13 protein-coding genes are annotated in these 16,780 nt (G+C 62.1%); 7 read left to right on the forward strand and 6 right to left on the reverse strand.

All coding sequences use genetic code 11. The features are described from left to right. Positions 1-38 precede the first annotated feature (38 nt). Entirely contained in the window at positions 39-518 is a 480-nt protein-coding gene (locus LGH74_RS08885) for a hypothetical protein (protein ID WP_226174759.1), read from the forward strand. A 335-nt stretch (positions 519-853) separates the two neighbouring features. Here LGH74_RS08885 and LGH74_RS08890 read toward each other — a convergent pair whose 3' ends face one another. Beyond that, positions 854-1,087: a hypothetical protein gene (locus LGH74_RS08890; RefSeq protein ID WP_489146035.1), complete on the reverse strand. Its 234-nt coding sequence runs from the start codon at positions 1,085-1,087 to the stop codon at positions 854-856. A gap of 37 nt (positions 1,088-1,124) precedes the next feature. On the opposite strand from LGH74_RS08890, the gene LGH74_RS08895 reads away from it, so the two are divergent. Further along, on the forward strand, positions 1,125-1,619 hold the full coding sequence (locus LGH74_RS08895; RefSeq protein WP_226174762.1) for a hypothetical protein: 495 nt from the start codon (positions 1,125-1,127) through the stop codon (positions 1,617-1,619). Here the strand turns inward: LGH74_RS08895 and LGH74_RS08900 are convergent. From LGH74_RS08900 to LGH74_RS25200, 3 genes are all read right to left on the reverse strand, one after another. After that, positions 1,579-4,203, reverse strand: coding sequence for a cation-translocating P-type ATPase (locus tag LGH74_RS08900; protein ID WP_226174764.1), 2,625 nt, complete (start codon positions 4,201-4,203; stop codon positions 1,579-1,581). The genes LGH74_RS08895 and LGH74_RS08900 overlap by 41 nt on opposite strands. A gap of 62 nt (positions 4,204-4,265) precedes the next feature. Continuing rightward, on the reverse strand, positions 4,266-5,087 hold the full coding sequence (locus tag LGH74_RS08905) for a universal stress protein (protein WP_226174766.1): 822 nt from the start codon (positions 5,085-5,087) through the stop codon (positions 4,266-4,268). A gap of 90 nt (positions 5,088-5,177) precedes the next feature. Next, complete coding sequence (locus tag LGH74_RS25200; RefSeq protein WP_226174768.1) at positions 5,178-5,354, reverse strand: DUF1259 domain-containing protein; 177 nt, start codon at positions 5,352-5,354, stop codon at positions 5,178-5,180. Between the two features lie 300 nt (positions 5,355-5,654). Here LGH74_RS25200 and LGH74_RS08915 point away from each other — a divergent pair, with 300 nt between their 5' ends. The 3 genes from LGH74_RS08915 to LGH74_RS08925 all read left to right on the forward strand — a co-directional run bounded on the left by LGH74_RS08915 (position 5,655) and on the right by LGH74_RS08925 (position 11,912). Then, positions 5,655-6,143: a hypothetical protein gene (locus LGH74_RS08915; RefSeq protein WP_226174769.1), complete on the forward strand. Its 489-nt coding sequence runs from the start codon at positions 5,655-5,657 to the stop codon at positions 6,141-6,143. A gap of 124 nt (positions 6,144-6,267) precedes the next feature. Beyond that, on the forward strand, positions 6,268-10,695 hold the full coding sequence (locus tag LGH74_RS08920) for a CusA/CzcA family heavy metal efflux RND transporter (protein ID WP_226174771.1): 4,428 nt from the start codon (positions 6,268-6,270) through the stop codon (positions 10,693-10,695). Between the two features lie 35 nt (positions 10,696-10,730). After that, on the forward strand, positions 10,731-11,912 hold the full coding sequence (locus LGH74_RS08925) for an efflux RND transporter periplasmic adaptor subunit (protein ID WP_226174773.1): 1,182 nt from the start codon (positions 10,731-10,733) through the stop codon (positions 11,910-11,912). A gap of 124 nt (positions 11,913-12,036) precedes the next feature. On the opposite strand, the gene LGH74_RS08930 is transcribed toward LGH74_RS08925, so the two are convergent. Together LGH74_RS08930 and LGH74_RS08935 are read right to left on the reverse strand one after the other, a co-directional pair. Then, complete coding sequence (locus LGH74_RS08930; RefSeq protein WP_226174775.1) at positions 12,037-12,414, reverse strand: cupredoxin domain-containing protein; 378 nt, start codon at positions 12,412-12,414, stop codon at positions 12,037-12,039. 4 nt (positions 12,415-12,418) lie between these two features. Next, the gene (locus LGH74_RS08935) at positions 12,419-14,692 is read right to left on the reverse strand and encodes a heavy metal translocating P-type ATPase (RefSeq protein WP_226174777.1); all 2,274 of its coding nucleotides are present in this window, start codon (positions 14,690-14,692) and stop codon (positions 12,419-12,421) included. Positions 14,693-15,069: 377 nt separating this feature from the next. Here LGH74_RS08935 and LGH74_RS08940 point away from each other — a divergent pair, with 377 nt between their 5' ends. Together LGH74_RS08940 and LGH74_RS08945 are read left to right on the forward strand one after the other, a co-directional pair. Beyond that, complete coding sequence (locus tag LGH74_RS08940) at positions 15,070-15,534, forward strand: hypothetical protein (RefSeq protein WP_226174779.1); 465 nt, start codon at positions 15,070-15,072, stop codon at positions 15,532-15,534. A 305-nt stretch (positions 15,535-15,839) separates the two neighbouring features. Next, on the forward strand, positions 15,840-16,775 hold the full coding sequence (locus LGH74_RS08945; RefSeq protein WP_226174781.1) for a DUF8832 domain-containing protein: 936 nt from the start codon (positions 15,840-15,842) through the stop codon (positions 16,773-16,775). Positions 16,776-16,780: the final 5 nt, after the last annotated feature.

A 16,780-nucleotide genomic window follows, 5' to 3' on the forward strand; every position in this document is an offset into this window, starting at 1 on the left:
CTCTTGGCTAGGTAGGCTGCGGGGCTTATTGCTTGCGTATGACCAACTTCTTCACCCGCTGGGGCCGCGTGCTACTGCTGCTGACCCTGCCCTTCCTGGCCCAGGCCCAAACCGGCGGTTCAGTGGGTATCGGCACCACTACCCCCACCACCTCGGCCGCGCTCAAGGTGAGCAGTACCAGCCAGGGTTTGCTTCCCCCGCGCCTCACGGCCAGCCAACGTGCTGCCATTGCCAGCCCCGTGGCCGACCTGCTGGTGTACCAGACCGACGGTACCCAGGGCATCTACTACTATAACGGCATCGCCTGGGTGAACCTGACCACTGGACGGGTGCCTGATGCCAATGGTTCGACCATAGCAGAGGTGAGCACGCTGGCCGGCACGGCGGGCAGTACGGGTAGCCTCGACGGCACGGGCGCAGCCGCCCGCTTCAATAGACCCGCCGTCGTGGCCGTGGACGCGGCGGGCTTGGTATATGTGGCCGACTATGGCAACCACACTATCCGGGCTATCAGGTAAAGAGGTCGGCTTGGGGGCCCTTGCCCCTGGCACATCGCCCTGCGGCTTGGAGGAGTACCGGCACGAGTTGGAAGGCCATTTGCCGCGCATGGAGCAGATTCTGCGCTGGCTCTGGTTCGGAGGCGACGGAGCGTTCCGCCGCAAGCAAAACAAGCAACAGCAAGAAACCGTGGTTTACGCAAGGTAAGGTGTTCGGATTACTTGCCGATAAAAGGCCCCAAAAATGCTGTTTTTCGGGGTCTCCAACTAGGTGCTGAAAGTGTTCGGAAAAGAGTTCTTTTTCGAACACCTTACTTTGCTTAAACCACCGGTTTGCTGAACCGTTCAGGATAGGTCTATTCTTCCAAGCGATAGGCGGTATACTTTTCACCAAAGCCTTGCCAGTACACCAGTAAGCGGCCACAGTGGGGGCACACCAGCATTGACTTCATGTTGGAATAGAGCGTGTCGGCGTCTACCTGCCCGGCGTCGCGGTCGTATTCGACATCTGAGATCAACAGCCATTCACTCGGATTGGGAATAGCACCCATATCTAGGAATTGACCGCACTTACACATTTCCTTAGGCATAGACCAAAGCTAGTGCTTTACCAGATAATCGCTCCTTTTGCTAGGCGCCGCGCTGCTGCTGGCCCGCCCCGGCCAAGCCCAGCTGCTGAGCCCCACCCAGGTGCCGCCGCTGGCCTTCGTAGCCCTGCAACAGCAGTATCCGCTGGCCACCCAGGTGCAGTGGCGCCGCACGCAGGGGCTCTACCAGGTCAGCTTTAGCCAGGGCGCCGGCCAGCAATTTGCCCGCTTCACCGCCACCGGCGACGTGGAATCCACCGGCCGGCCCCTGTCGCTCAGCGCTCTGCCCGCTTCGGTGCGTCGCACGCTGGTTACTTATTACCCCAGTCGGCAAGTATGCCTGGCCGCCCGGTTTGTGAATGCCCGCACACACGTAATCACCTACGAAACAGCCATCTGCGAAAGCAGCGTCAGCCGCACGCTGGTTTTCACGGCTGACGGCCGCAAAGTACGCCGCCCCCCGCTAGGTCAAACCGAGCCCAGGCGTGGCCATTTTAAACGGCTGCTTTTATTGGCAAAGCCACCCCAGCCATAACGGCTGGGAGCGTCACCACCGGTTGGCTCCTACGCCGGCTGACAAGCTTTTGCAGCTCGACGGCCCAGAAGACCACGCTGGAAATGGCCAGGGTGATGCCCAATTCCCGCCAGCTCAGGGGCTGGGTGCTGAATAAGTCGTTGCCGAAAGGCGTGTAGATGACCAGCAGCTGCAAGGCCACGGTGAGGGCCACCGCGCCGAGCAGGGGTTTGTTGGAGAGCAGGCCCACGGTAAACACCGATTCCCGGCCCGAGCGAATGGCCAGCACGTTGCCTAGCTGGCTGAGGCAGAGCACGGTAAACGTCATCGTTTGCCAGTGGGCCACGCCGCTGCGCAGGGACCAGGCCTGGGTGCCCAGGGTGAGAGCTCCAATCAAGAGGCCCACCCAGAGGATAAACCAGCCCAGTCCGTCGGCGAAAATGGTCTGCCGGGGGTTGATGGGCGGACGCTGCATGGTGTTGGCCTCGGCCGGCTCGTAGGCCAGCGCCAGACCGGGCAGACCGTCACTGATGAGGTTAACCCACAGAATGTGAATGGCCAGCAAGGGAATCGGCAGGCCGAAAAACGGGGCCAGGAAGATGGCCCAGATTTCGCCCGCGTTGCCGGACAGGATGTAGCGGATAAACTTGAGAATGTTGGCGTAGATGCGGCGGCCGTGCCGCACGGCCTGCACGATGGTAGCAAAGTTGTCGTCGAGCAGAATCAGGTGGGCGGCCTCCTTGGCTACTTCCGTCCCGTTGATACCCATGGCAATGCCGATATCGGCGTTTTTAAGCGCTGGCGCATCGTTCACGCCGTCGCCGGTCATGGCCACAAAGTGGTGGCGGGCCTGCAGCGCACGAATGATGCGCAGCTTCTGGGCCGGGTCGACGCGGGCGTACACCCGCACCCGCTCCACGAGGGCAGCAAAGGCCGGCTCATCCAAGGCCGCCAGCTCCGGGCCGGTCAGCACTAGCTCTTCGGCCGAGGTAAGAATGCCCAGACTTTCGGCAATGGCTTTGGCCGTCAGCTTATGGTCGCCGGTAATCATGACGGGGATAATGCCGGCGGCCCGGCATTCGGCCACAGCCTGCCGGGCCTCGTCGCGGGGCGGGTCCATCAGACTGGCAAAGCCGAGGAAAGTAAGCCCGGATTCCACCGTGGCGGGGTCAAGGGTAGCGGGCAGCGCGGGCAGGAGCTTGGCCGCGTAGCCCAGCACCCGGTAGCCCTGGGCCGCCATGGCATCTACGCGCCGCTGCAGGTAGGGTATTTGGCTAGGGTCCTGGAGCTGCTTGAACAAAGCGCCCATCGCGCCCTTCGTGACGCACAGCACGCCCTGGCTGGTTTGGTGCAGCGTGCTCATGCACATGCGCTGCGAGTCGAAAGGCAGCTCGCCGATGCGCGGAAAGCGGGCATCCAGCGCAGTACGCTCGTACTGTTTATCGGCGGCATATTGGGCCAGGGCTACCTCGGTGGAGTCGCCCAGCCACTGGCCCTGCGCGTCGCGGGTTACGTCGTGGTTCAGGGCCATGGCCGTCAGCAGTCCGTTGCCTTCCGCTAGCAGCGGCGTAGCGGCAGCCGGCTCATACAGGTCGAGCACGGTCATCTTGTTGAGCGTGAGCGTGCCGGTTTTGTCGGTGCAGATGTAGGTGACCGAGCCCAGCGTTTCGACGGCGGGCAGCTTACGGATAAGGGCGTGGCTGCGCACCAGTCGCTTGGCACCCAGAGCCAGGGCCACGGTGACTACCGCCGGCAGGGCCTCCGGAATAGCTGCCACGGCCAGGGAAATGGCTACAAGCAGCAGGTTCAGCAGCGGCTCGCCGCGCAGCCAGCCCGCCAGGAAGAAGAGCGCACAGATGCCCAGGGCCCCGGCGGCCAACCGTTTGCCGAAAGTGGCCAGTCGTTTCTGCAGGGGCGTGGCCGTTTCCGCGGTTTGCAACAGGGCCGCAATCTTACCCAGCTCGGTGTGCTGGCCGGTGGCTACCACGTAGGCCGTGGCCCGCCCGTTGGTTACAAACGTGCCTTTGTAGCCCAGGTTCGCCCGGTCACCGAGCGGGTAAGCACCCGCGGGTAGCGCATCCGGACTTTTCTCCACGTTGGTAGCTTCCCCCGTCAACGACGACTCATCGACTTTCAAGGCGTGGGTATCCACGAAGCGCACATCGGCCGGGATGATGTTGCCCGCTTCCAGCACTACCACGTCGCCGGGCACTAGGTCGGCGGCGGCAACCTTGAGCGGCTGCCCCGCGCGCAGCACCTGGGCCTGGTGGGCGGCCATCTTCTGCAGGGCTTCCAGGGCCTTGCTGGCCCGGTACTCCTGCAGAAACCCCACCAGAGCATTGAGCAGGACAATGGCGATAATGATGTAGGCGGACTTGGCCTCACCTACCAGCCCGGAAATAACCGCCGCGGTGAGTAATACCAGGATCATCACATCCGTGAACTGATTGAGCAGCAGTTGCCCAACAGTCTTCTTTTTAGTATCGGCCAGCTCGTTTTTGCCGTGCTCCACCAGCCGCTGCTGCGCCGTGGCGGCGTCCAGCCCGGCGGGCGTGGTGCCAAGGGCGCGGGCGGTATCGGCCACCGAGGCAATATGATACTCCATTCTGGTAAGGGGTTGAGGAAACGCGTGGTCATTCACTACCGGCTGCCGTGGAAAGGAAGGGCCTACTCCTGGGCGGGCAATACCAACACCGGCACGGCGCTATGCAGCAGCACCTGGGCCGTTACGCTGCGGTGAAACAGCTGCCCCAGGAAGCTGCGCGGCCGGGCAATGACAATCACCAGATCAAAATTGGTGGGCTGCGCGGCGCTTATAATGGCTTCGGCCGCGTCGGGAGCGGCACGGCTGAGGATGCGGACGGGCTCGGTTAAGCCACTGGTCAACTCCAGTCGGCGGACAATCTTCAGTAGTTCAGCTTCTGCTTCCTCCACCTTTTCTTCCTGCGTGAGGTGCAGCACGGTTACCTTGGCGCGCAGCCCATTGAGCAGGTGCCGCATGGGGCTGGTGTGCTCTCCCAGAGAGAAATCCTCGCCATCTACGGCCAGCAGCACCCGCCGCGGTGGGCGGGCCGCCTGCACGGTGTAAGGCACCACCAGCATGGGCTGGGGCGCGGTGCGCAACAGGTCCAGGGCGGTGGTGCTCACCAGTTCGTCGGGCGTGTCCTCTGTGTTGGAGCGGCCCAGCACAACCAGGGCCGGCTGGTGACGACGTATGGCATCGGCCACGGCGTAAGCCACCCGGCCGTGCCCTACTTCCGTCGTCACGGGCCCCGGTAGATTGTCAGCCAGACTGTGTAGCGCCTTGGCCGCCGCCCGACTCTGTTTCGACAGATGACCAGTAAATAGTTCGGGGTCCAGCACCGAGTCGCGGGATACATTCAGCAGCACTTGCTGGGCACCTAATGGCCCGGCCAGATTACTGGCGTAGGCTAGGGCCCGGTCGGCGGCCTGGAAAAAGTCGGTGAGTATGAGCAGAGTGAGGTCCATAATCGAGGCGCGGAACGTGAGTGAGATGCCGAAGCAAGTTCCGCCTCTCGATTCCGATGGTCCATGTCGAAAATTTCCTAGCTGCCTGATTTATCTCATACCGCCGTTCCTAGGCCCCGCAGGCATACCAACCAGGCGGCGCAGACTGTAGCAGTGCAGCAAGAGTATGCGTAGCTGGTTGAAGGGCATGTGGCTGTGTATGGCCACCACTTTCAGCGCGTGAGTCCGTAGAGCTCTGCTAAACGGGTTGACTTCGTGCGCCAGCATGGTAGTTGCCGGCAATGAGGGCGCGCTGTTCTGCAGCCAGCAAAGGCGGCCCACGAGCTCAGGTCGATGGCGGTAGTCATCTTGGAGCCCATCATTACGGACGGTATATTGGACACACTATGTACCTGCTACTGCGTAGCCAACAAAGCCCGCGGAAAGAAGGATGTACTACCGGGGCATACCTCTGGCAAATACCGGCGGAGCACCTGGCTGCTCTGGTCGGGCCTACGTACAAGCACCGACTCACAAGGGAAAGCGAAGTTCCCGGACAGTTTTACCTTTGCTGCTCTACCCCGGCTTATGTTTCGATTCCACCGCTCCATCCTCCGCCTGACGGCGACGACCCTGCTGGTCGTCTTCCTGAGCGCGCTGTTGGGGCCGGTGGCCGCGCTGGCGCAGTTGCTACGCTACTCGGCAGCCGTACATCTGCACCTGCCGAGTATGCCCCAGGCGCATCACCACCACGATGATGACCATGACGACAACCAGGACGATGACCACGAACAAGACCACCACGCCCCGGTAGCTCAGCACTCGTCCAATCCCCACCACGGGCACCATGCCTGCACGGGTGATGATGACCAGCAACTCACCGGCCTCACCCCGCTACTCAAGCTGCTGGGCGGCCATAGCGCGCCGGCCGTGCTGGCCCTGCCCCCGGCGCAGATCTTGCTGTTCCGGCCGTTTCAGGCCTGGGAACGGCAGCAAGCCGTGGTGCTGGTGCCGCCTGAGCACCTCAAACCTAAAATTCCCGACCTGCGAATCTTTATTGGTTCCCTGGTAATCTGAGTACCCGCAACTCGTAAGGTTCGCGCTGGAATGGCTATGCCATGCCCGGCGCGGACCTTTTTGCGTGTTACTGCCGGCTCCCTACCCCCTCTTTATCCGTTTTTCTTTACTCGTTCAGCACCCTATGCTTGACCGCATCATTCATTTTTCCATTACGCATAAGCTATTCATCGGCCTGCTCACGCTGGCTCTGGTGGCTTGGGGCAGCTACTCGGTGGCCCACCTGCCCATCGATGCCGTGCCCGACATTACTAATAACCAGGTGCAGGTCATTACCCAAACTCCTTCGCTTGGCGCGCCCGATGTGGAACGACTCGTGACCTTTCCCATTGAGCAGGCCATTGCTACCATTCCGGGCATTGAGGAAGTGCGCTCCTTCTCCCGCTTTGGCCTCTCGGTTGTCACCATTGTCTTTCCCGACGACGTGGATGTGTACTGGGCCCGCAACCAGGTCACCGAGCGGCTGAAGGACGCAGAGCGGCAGATTCCGCCCGGCACCGGCACGCCCGAGTTGGCGCCCGTCACCACCGGCCTGGGCGAAATCTACCAGTATGTGCTACACGCCAAGCCAGGCTATGAAAAGAAATACCCGGCCACCGAGTTACGCACAATGCAGGACTGGCTGGTGCGCCGGCAGCTGCTGGGCACGCCCGGCGTGGCCGATGTGAGCAGCTTCGGCGGCTACGTGAAAGAATACGAAGTGGCCCTCGACCCCGAGCGCCTGCGCTCCATGAGCGTCACCGTCACGGATGTGTACAACGCCCTGGAGCAGAACAACGAGAATACCGGCGGGGCCTACATCGACAAGAACCCAGCGGCTTACTTCATCCGCTCCGAAGGCCTCGCCAGCTCCCTGGAAGACGTGGGCCGGATGGTGGTGCGGGCCCCCGCCGGCGGCGTGCCGGTGCTGGTGCGCGACGTGGCCCAAGTGCGCTTCGGCCACTCCGTGCGCTACGGCCTGATGACCCGTAACCAGGAAGGCGAAGTGGTGGGCGCCCTGGTGCTCATGCTTAAGGGCGCCAACTCCTCGGCCGTCATCAAGGCTGTGAAGGAGCGTATGGCCACCATCCAGAAAACCCTGCCCGAAGGGGTGGTCATCGAACCGTTTCTGGACCGCACCAAGCTCGTGGACCAGGCCATCGGCACCGTGACCAAGAACTTGGCCGAGGGCGCCCTGATTGTGATTTTCGTGCTGGTCCTGTTTCTGGGCAACTGGCGGGCGGGCCTCGTGGTGGCTTCGGTCATTCCGCTGGCCATGTTCTTCGCCATTGGCATGATGCGCCTGTTTGGCGTTTCGGGCAACCTGCTCAGCCTCGGCGCTATCGACTTTGGGCTGATTGTCGACGGGGCCGTCATCATCGTGGAGGCCATCGTGCACCGGGTGGCTACGCTCCAACGCCCGGCCGAAACCGGGGAGCTCACCCGGCCCGAGATGGACGACGAAGTATACCACGCTTCCAGCAAAATCCGCTCCTCGGCCGCATTTGGTGAGATTATCATCCTGATTGTGTACCTGCCGCTGCTGGCCCTGGGCGGCATTGAGGGCAAGATGTTTCGGCCCATGGCCCAAACCGTGGCCTTTGCCATCCTGGGCGCTTTTATCCTCTCACTCACCTATGTACCGATGATGTCGGCGCTGGCCCTGAGCCGGCGTACCGACCGCCACGGCTTCTCCGATAAGATTCTGGGCCGGCTGGCCCGGCGCTACCAGGGCGTGGTAGCCTGGGCCCTGGGTGCTAAAACCCTGATTCTAGCCTCGGCACTGGCCCTACTGCTGGGCGCCGTGCTGTTGTTCCGTACCCTGGGCGGTGAGTTCATTCCCACGCTGGAAGAGGGCGACTTCGCCGTGGAAACCCGCGTGCTGCCCGGCTCCTCCATCACCTACACGGCCGAGAAGGCCCAGCAGGCCGCCGGCATCCTGCTCCAGAACTTCCCCGAAGTCAAGGAGGTGGTGGCCAAGGTAGGTTCCGCCCAGATTCCTACCGACCCAATGCCTCCCGAGGCCTGCGACTTGATTATCGTGCTCAAGGACAAGAACGAATGGACTTCGGCCGGCAGCCGCGAAGAGCTGGCCGAGAAGATGTCGGCCCAGCTCACCCGCATTCCCGGCGTTACGTTCGGCTTCCAGCAGCCCATTCAGATGCGCTTCAACGAGCTGATTTCCGGGGCTAAGCAGGATGTGGTCATCAAGATTTTCGGGGAAGACTTACAACAACTCGATGACTACGCCATCCAGATCGGGGAGCTCGTCAAGAATCTGCCCGGGGCCACTGACCTCTACGTGGAACGCGCCACCGGCCAGTCCCAGATTGTGGCCCAGCTGGACCGCGACAAGCTGGCCCAGTACGGCCTTTCGGTTAAGGACGTGAACCGCACGATTCAGACGGCCTTTGCCGGGCAGGTGGCGGGGCAGGTGTTCGAGCAGGAGCGCCGCTTCGACCTCGTGGTGCGCCTGCAGTCAACCTACCGCCAGGACATCCGCAACCTGCGCCAGCTCTTCGTGGCCACGCCCGACGGCCGCCAGATTCCGCTGGAGCAGGTAGCCAAGGTGAAACTCATTTCCGGTCCCAGCCAGATTCAGCGCGACGACGCTAAGCGCCGCATCATCGTGGGCTTCAACGTGCGCGGCCGCGACGTGGAAAGCTTGGTGCACGAAGTGCAACAGCGCCTAGAGCAGCGCGTGACTTTCGCGCCCGGCTACTACGCCACCTACGGCGGTCAGTTCGAAAACCTGCAGTCGGCCCGCGACCGGCTGCTGATTGCTGTACCCATAGCCTTGCTGCTCATCTTTTTGCTGCTCTACGCCACCTTCAACTCCATTAGCCAGTCGGTGATGATTTTCACGGCCATTCCCCTGTCAGCCATTGGTGGGGTGCTGGCGTTGTGGCTGCGGGGCATGCCGTTTAGTATCTCGGCCGGCGTAGGCTTTATTGCCTTATTTGGGGTGGCCGTGCTCAACGGCATCGTGCTCATCGGCTATTTCAACCAACTTAAGGAAGAAGGCATGACCAACCTGCGGGCCCGCATTCTGGAAGGCACCCACGTGCGCCTGCGCCCGGTGCTGATGACGGCCGCCGTGGCTTCACTGGGCTTTTTGCCGATGGCCCTGTCCAGTTCCGCCGGCGGCGAGGTGCAAAAGCCCCTGGCCACCGTCGTCATTGGCGGGCTGGTCACGGCCACGCTGCTCACACTGCTGGTGCTGCCGGTACTCTACTATCTGGAAGAAACCTGGACGGCCCGGCGAGCCGAACGAAAAGCGGGAGCAGCTGCACCCCAACTAGGAGTAACAAGTGGCCTACTACTGGCACTGGGTTTGTCGCTGCTCCCTGGGGTGGCCCAGGCCCAGCAGCCCGGCACGCCGGCCGATGGCGCGCTGAATGCCACCCAGGCCGTGGACGCAGCGCTGAGCCAGAGCGGCACCGTGCTTGGGGCCCAGCAGCAACTCGCAGCCCAGCAAGCCAGTGTGCGCGCCGCCCGCGACATTGGCCGCACCACCATGCAGGCCAGCTACGGGCAGTACAACTCTATCAAGAATGACAATCTAGTCACCATTACCCAGCCGCTGGCCTGGCCGGGCTACTACCGCACACTCTCGGCTCTGGCCAAGGCGCAGGTGGCCACGAAGGAACAGCAACTAGCCCTGGCCCGCGCCGACGTGCGCCGCCAGGTGCGGCTACAGTACGAAGCTGCTGTGCACGCCCGCCACCGCTTACGCACCCTGCGGGCCCAGGACAGCCTCTACACTGGGTTTGTGCGTGCCGCGCAGCTGCGCTTCCGAATGGGCGAAACTGCCCGCCTGGAAGTTACCACGGCTCTTACGCAGCAGGGCGAAACCCGCGCGCTGCTGGCCCGGGCCCGCACCGAATACCAAGTGGCCGTGCGCCAACTGCAAGCCCTGCTGCAGCGCGCTCAGCCCGTTACGGTGGCAGATAGTACGCTCACGGCGCTAACGCCGAAGTTGGTGCCAACGCCCGGCGACACCACCGTATTTGCCCACAGCCTGCTGGCCCAGGTGCTCCGCCAGCAAGTGGCCGTAGCCCAAGCCGAAACCCGGGTGGCCCAGGCTCAGGGCAAACCAGACTTGAGCGTGGGCTACTTCAACCAGTCCATTATCGGCCCGCAGGTTGTAGACGGCATTACTCGTACCTACGGGGCTGGTGACCGGTTTCAGGGCGTGCAGGCCACGGTGGCCGTGCCGCTGGTGCAGGGCCCACAGAAGGCGCGGGTTCAGGCTGCCCGTCTGCAGGAGAAGGTAGCCCAGACAGGGCTCAGCCGCTACCAGGCCGAACTGGCAGGTCGCGTGGACGAGCTGCTGATTCAACACGCTGAGCAGCAGCAGCGCCTGAAGTTCTACGAGCAGACGGGCCTGCCTCAGGCCGCTGTCATTACCCGCGTAGCCACCAAAGCCTTCAAGGCTGGTGAAAACGGCTACTCGGAGTACCTGCTCAACCTTGACCGGGCCCTGCGCCTGCGCACCGATTACCTCGACGCCCTGCTCCAGCACAACCAAAGCGTCATCGAGCTGGATTACCTGCTAAGCACCGGCGAATAGCCGGCCCTTCCTTCTCTTTTAGAGCCCGTTTCTACATGAAAATCACGTTGTATAAGCTCGCCGTTCTGTCTTTGCTACTCAGCACTGGCTGCAACCCCAAAGACTCCGCCACCGAAACGGCCGATACCTCTGCCATTGCCGCGGCTGACAGCACTGCTGCCCCAGCCGACCAGGTAACGCTTACCGCTGACGAGCAGCAGCTGGCCGCCGTGCGCACCGGCCCGCTAACCCAGCGGGTGCTGGGAGCCGGCCTCAAAGTCAATGGCGTACTCGACGTGCCCCCGGACCAACTGGTAGCCGTCAGCGCCCCGCTCGGCGGCATCGTGGAGAGTACCTCGCTACTGCAGGGCACGCGGGTGCGCAAGGGCCAGGTGCTGGCTACTATTCGCAACCCCGAATTCATCCAGCTCCAGCAGAGTTACCTCGAAACGCAAAGCCAGCTCACCTTCGCCCGGGCTGAGCTGGACCGCCAGCGGGAGCTGGTGCGCGAGGAAGTGGCCCCGGCCAAAAACCTGCAGCGGGCCCAGGCAGACTATAGCGCCCTGCAGGCCCAAGCCGCCGGACAGCTGGCCCGACTGCGCTTGGCCGGCTTGCCAGTAGGCCGCCGGCCCTTCGTGAGCACAGCCACACTGCGCGCGCCCAAGGATGCTTTCGTAAAAACCGTTAACGTGACTGTGGGCCAGAGCGTGACGCCCACCGACGCCCTGTTTGAGCTCGTAGACCCCGAACACCTGCACGTAGAGCTGACCGTATTCGAAAAGGACGTGCCCCTGCTCAAGCAAGGCCAGCGCATCCGCTTCACGCTGCCAAACGATAGTAGCTCGGAACGCACTGCCTCGGTCTACCTTATCAGCCGGGCCCTGGACGAGCAGCAGCGCACTGTGCGCGTGCACGGCCACCTCGACCGGGAGAATGACCCCGCTCTGCTCCCCGGCATGTTCGTGCGGGCCGTAGTCGAAACCACGAACCGCCGCACGGCTGCCCTGCCCGACAAAGCCGTGGTGGACTACGAGGGTAAGCAGTACGTGTTCCGCCAGGAGCGTCCTACCCAAGGCAAGCAGGTGTTCAGGATGCTGGAGGTGCGCCGCGGCGAGCAGGCCGACGGCTACAGCGAAGTCTTCATTCCGGGGGCCAGCGCAGCGGATACGAAGGTGCAGTACGTCACGGAAGGAGCGTACTCGCTACTCAGCAAGCTCAAAAACCCCAGCGAAGAATAGACACTCACATGGATATCAGCCATGCTCAGCTGTTTGCATTGTGTACTGCATGACGCACATTGCGGCCAGCGTCAGCATCGACGTTAAAAGCCGGAATGAAGGTTCAGCATTCCGGCAACAGTGCTTATTTGACGATCAGGCGGCCGCGCAACATTCCCATACCGCAGGTGAAGGCGAAGGTGCCCGCCTGCCGGGGCAGCAACTCCACCAACGTTGTTTTGAAGGCCGGCAGCTCGCGCCGGATGCTAAAGTCGGGAATAAGGAGCTCCTCGGAGCAGGAGTTTTCCTCGTCCCGGTAAAAGCTCAGCTGCACGGGCTTATCGCGCTCTACTTCAATCACATCGGGCGAGTAGCCGCCCTTGACGGTAATATCGACCTGCTGCAGCCCACCGGACGTAGAAACCGCACTGGCCGTCTGGCGGGTCGAAAAGAAAAAGTACCAGATAACAAACCCAGCCAGACCCACACCGGCCAGGGTTACGATGATTTCGGCGGTATCCATAGCCCTAGTTCTTAACGGGTGAAAAGCCGCGCAGGCGCAGCGAGTTGGTAAGCACCGATACCGAGCTCAGAGCCATGGCCCCGGCGGCAAGCATGGGCGAGAGCAGCAGTCCGAAAACGGGATACAGCAGCCCGGCGGCAATTGGAATGCCCAGCACGTTGTAGATAAAAGCGAAAAACAGGTTCTGCCGGATGGTGCGGATGGTCTGGCGCGAGAGGTCGATGGCCGTAACGACGCCCTGCAGATCGGAACGCATAAGGGTGATGCCGGCGGCTTCCATAGCCACGTCGGTGCCACCGCCCATTGCCAGGCCAATATCGGCCTGGGCCAGCGCCGGCGCGTCGTTAATACCGTCGCCGACCATGGCCACGGTGCGGCCTTCGGCCTGGAGCTGCTTTACTTTGCCGGCCTTTTCGTGGGGCAGCACTTCGGCAAAGTAGCGTTTGATCCCCACCTGCCCGGCCACCTCAGCGGCCGTTTGGGGGTTGTCGCCCGTCATCATCACTACCTCAATGCCCAGTGCCTGTAGCCGCCTGATGGCAGCGGCCGACGTTGCCCGCACCGTATCGGCAACGCCGATTACGCCCACGGCCTGGCCGGCTACGGCTACGTACAGCACCGTTTTGGCCTGGGCCAATAGCATATCGGCCTGCTCCGTCAGCGCCGGTGCCAGCTTGATTCCGGCTTCCGTGAGCAGACGCAGGTTACCAACGAGTACGGCCTGGCTGTTCACCGTAGCTGTGGCTCCTTTTCCTTCCACTGCCTGAAAGCCTGTTGCGGCAAGGGCCGGGGTTTGCTGCTCGTCGGCGTAGCGCACCACAGCCTCGGCCAGCGGGTGCTCACTCTGCCGCTCCACGGCGGCCACGAGCTGCCGCAGCTGAGCAGCATCCTGCCCCGGGGCCGGCACAAAGTCGGTTACGGTGGGCTCTCCGCGGGTGATAGTGCCGGTTTTGTCCAGCAGCACGGTGTTTACCTGATAGGCCTTTTCCAGGGCTTCGGCATTGCGAATGAGCACCCCGTGCTCGGCACCTTTACCAGTGCTGACCATGATGGCCGTGGGCGTGGCCAGTCCCAGGGCGCAGGGGCAGGCAATGATGAGCACGGCCACGAAATTGACCAAAGCCAGCGGCAGGCGGGTTTCCACCGGGGCCAAGTCAAACCAGAGCACAAAGGTGAGAATGGCAATAATGATTACCGTAGGCACAAAAATGGCGCTGACTTTGTCGGCCAGCCGCTGAATGGGGGCCCGGCTGCCCTGGGCATCTTCCACCAACTTCACAATCTGGGCCAGCATGGTATCGGCTCCTACTTTCGTTACGCGGAAGCGGAAGGAGCCGGTTTTGTTGAGCGTGGCGCCAAAGACCGGGTCACCAGCTTTTTTCTCTACCGGCAGACTTTCCCCGGTGAGCATGGCTTCATCTACGGCTGAGTGGCCTTCCTCAATAATACCGTCGGTGGCAACTTTCTCGCCGGGGCGCACTACAACGACGTCGTGCAGCTGCACCTGTTCAATAGGCACATCCACCTCCTGCCCGTCGGGGCGTACTACCCGGGCAGTTTTGGCTTGCAAGCCCATTAGAGCTTTGATGGCAGCTGAAGTTTGGGTTTTGGCCCGCAGCTCCAGCACCTTACCCAGCAGAATCAGGGCAATGATGGTGGCGGTGGTATCGTAGTACACGTCGGGCATCAGGCCGCGGCGCATAAACCAGCCGGGCACTACCGTAGCCGCTACGCTATACAAAAAAGCGGCGCCGGTACCCACGGCAATGAGGGTATCCATGTTGGCGGCGCGATGCTTAAACCCGTTCCAGGCCGAGGTATAAAACTCGCGGCCACTGTAGAGCAGCACGGGCAAGGTAAGGACCAGCAGACCGTAATTGAGCCAGAGCATGTTCACGCGCTGCATCATCGAGGGCCACAGCATAAGCATGCTCAGCGGCATAATTACCACTGCCAGCGCCGCAGCCACCCAAAACCGGCGCTTGAGCTTTTGGTAGGCCCGAGCCTTTTGCTGGTCGAGCTCAGCCTGACGGTCGGCGGCGGAAGTATCGGGGGCGCGCTCCGTAACGCCGTAGCCGGCTTTCACCACGGCCTCTTTCAGCGTGGCGGGGCTGGCCTCGGTGGGCAGGTAGTCGATGGTGGCTTTTTCGGTAGCAAAGTTGACCACGGCCCGCTGCACGCCGGGGGTGCGGGTCAGGGACTTTTCGACGAAGGACGCGCACGAGGCACAGGTCATACCTTCGATGTCGAGAGTTTCGGTTTTAGTTGTCGGTTGCATAATAGTAACAGGAAACGGGGCCGGCCGGGGCGAAGAAAACGTAGTGGCAAGGCCCGAAAGCACAGTACAAAGTAACGGCGGGCCGGGGCCGGAGTTGGTACGGAATCCTTCCGGAAACTTGCATAATTTGACAGCCGCCCCGCTAGGGCATTAACATAATCCCGCTGCACACTTGCATAATTTTGCCGCCCCAGGTTCTGTATACGAACTGCTAATGCCGTGCTTAATGGCTAAACCTGGCCTGCCAGCGCAGTTTCTTCCCTTATAGCCACAGTTCCGCCACTCGTGCCGGAACTCTTAGCAGCGAATAGCAGTAAAGAATCAGTCCCCGTACTTTCTGCGCAGAAACTTAGCTTTGCCGTTCCGTAGCGCCTGTCATGTTCCGTAGCCTGTTCCCTTTCCGCCGTTTGCTGGCGACGAGCTTCTTGCTCGTCTTCGTCAACGTGTTTGTGGGTCAATGCTGGTGCGCAACCCTCACCCCCGCGCTGGCAGCCATTGCCCCGGCAGGCAAGCCGACGCGGCCCAGCTGCCACAGTCACGGCATGGCCGCCCAGAAGTCGGCCAAGGCCAAGCAGACGCACGAGCAGCACGGCTCGCAGTCGGCTGGTAAGCACAACTGCTGCAAAGATAATTCGGCTTCTATTCTTAAGTCGCTCACGACGCCCGGCGAAAAGCACCTGCTCACGCCAGCTCCGGCCCTGCTGCCAGCCAGCAACGACTTCTTTTTCCGGCCGGCTGCCGGTCAGTGGGACCGGGCCCACGCGGTAGTGTTGGTGCTGCGGAAGCACCTGCCGCCCAAAATACCTGACATCCGGATTTTCATTCAGTCCCTGACGGTCTGATAGATTGATGCGCCAAAGGCTCGTCCCGGCATAGCTGTGCTATGTTCGGGGCGGGCCTTTGCGTTTGCGTATCCGCCCGGCGCCCCAGTGCGCCCCTCCCCTTTTCTTCCTGGAGTTTCCTGCCCAGCAACGAAGCATTGTTGCCAGCATGCCCGCATCCACTTTCTCAGTTGAAAGCCGGTTCGTCGTCTGCTGCATGCCCTTTGCCCTCGGGCCGAGGCTGCCACCGTGGCAAGCCTTACGCTCCCGCCGGAACGCCGGCCTGCTGGCGGGGCCTCCTGTTTAACTCCCTATTTCCTGCGTTTATGTCCCGTTTTCCGCTTTCCCTGCTGGCGCTTGCCAGCCTGCTTACCGCTGCCAGCTGCTCTTCCGAAACAGAGTCGGACAGCGCGGCCAATACCGTTACGACGCCCACCACCGGTACCGCCGACCACGCCGGTGGGCACACCTACGCCTGCCCCATGCACCCTGAAGTAACCAGCACAAAAGAGGGCGAAAAGTGCCCTAAGTGCGGCATGAAGCTGGAGCACAACGACCAGGTAGCCAACAGCAAAACCTACCAGATGAACTTCACCGCCACCCCCACCCAGCTTACGGCGGGCCAGCCCGCTACGCTGGCCTTCACGCCCCGCGAAACCGGCAACGAGTCGGCACCGGTGCCGCTGGCGGTGGTGCACGAGAAGAAGATTCACCTCATCATCGTCTCCAAGGACCTGGGCCAGTTTTACCACGAGCATCCCGAGTACACCGCCGACGGCGACTATAAAGTGCAGTACACTTTCCCCAAGGGTGGCAACTATGTGCTGTTTCAGGACTACACGCCCACCGGCAGCGGCCATCAACTCGGCCGCCAACCCATTACGGTGCAGGGCCCGGCCTATACCCCGGCGCAGTTCAAGAACGACGACATGCAGTGGGAGAAAAATGGCTACCAGGCCAGCCTCTCCTTCGATAAGCCCCTAACCGTGGGGCAGCTGCTGAGCATGAAAATCAACATCACGAAGGATGGCCAGCCCGTCACCGACCTCGACAACTACCTCGGCGCCCTGGGCCACGTGGTGGTTATCAGCCAGGATACGGAAAGCTACCTGCACGTGCATCCCAACGACCAGGCCGACAAGGGCCCGGCCATCGGCTTCAACACCAGCTTCGAAAAGCCCGGCCTCTACCGCGTCTTCCTGCAGTTCAACCACGGCGGCCAGATTCACACCGGCGACTTTACCATCAACGTGCAAGCCTAGCCCGC

The sequence above is a fragment of the Hymenobacter lucidus genome, from assembly GCF_020447265.1.
GTDB lineage: Bacteria > Bacteroidota > Bacteroidia > Cytophagales > Hymenobacteraceae > Hymenobacter > Hymenobacter lucidus.

Excerpts from the sequence above, each read along its gene's own strand:
- LGH74_RS08885 (WP_226174759.1), top strand. The coding sequence starts at position 39 with ATGACCAACTTCTTCACCCGCTGGGGCCGCGTGCTACTGCTGCTGACC.
- LGH74_RS08890 (WP_489146035.1), bottom strand. The coding sequence starts at position 1,087 with ATGCCTAAGGAAATGTGTAAGTGCGGTCAATTCCTAGATATGGGTGCT.
- LGH74_RS08900 (WP_226174764.1), bottom strand. The coding sequence starts at position 4,203 with ATGGAGTATCATATTGCCTCGGTGGCCGATACCGCCCGCGCCCTTGGC.
- LGH74_RS08905 (WP_226174766.1), bottom strand. The coding sequence starts at position 5,087 with ATGGACCTCACTCTGCTCATACTCACCGACTTTTTCCAGGCCGCCGAC.
- LGH74_RS25200 (WP_226174768.1), bottom strand. The coding sequence starts at position 5,354 with ATGCTGGCGCACGAAGTCAACCCGTTTAGCAGAGCTCTACGGACTCAC.
- LGH74_RS08915 (WP_226174769.1), top strand. The coding sequence starts at position 5,655 with ATGTTTCGATTCCACCGCTCCATCCTCCGCCTGACGGCGACGACCCTG.
- LGH74_RS08920 (WP_226174771.1), top strand. The coding sequence starts at position 6,268 with ATGCTTGACCGCATCATTCATTTTTCCATTACGCATAAGCTATTCATC.
- LGH74_RS08925 (WP_226174773.1), top strand. The coding sequence starts at position 10,731 with ATGAAAATCACGTTGTATAAGCTCGCCGTTCTGTCTTTGCTACTCAGC.
- LGH74_RS08930 (WP_226174775.1), bottom strand. The coding sequence starts at position 12,414 with ATGGATACCGCCGAAATCATCGTAACCCTGGCCGGTGTGGGTCTGGCT.
- LGH74_RS08935 (WP_226174777.1), bottom strand. The coding sequence starts at position 14,692 with ATGCAACCGACAACTAAAACCGAAACTCTCGACATCGAAGGTATGACC.
- LGH74_RS08940 (WP_226174779.1), top strand. The coding sequence starts at position 15,070 with ATGTTCCGTAGCCTGTTCCCTTTCCGCCGTTTGCTGGCGACGAGCTTC.
- LGH74_RS08945 (WP_226174781.1), top strand. The coding sequence starts at position 15,840 with ATGTCCCGTTTTCCGCTTTCCCTGCTGGCGCTTGCCAGCCTGCTTACC.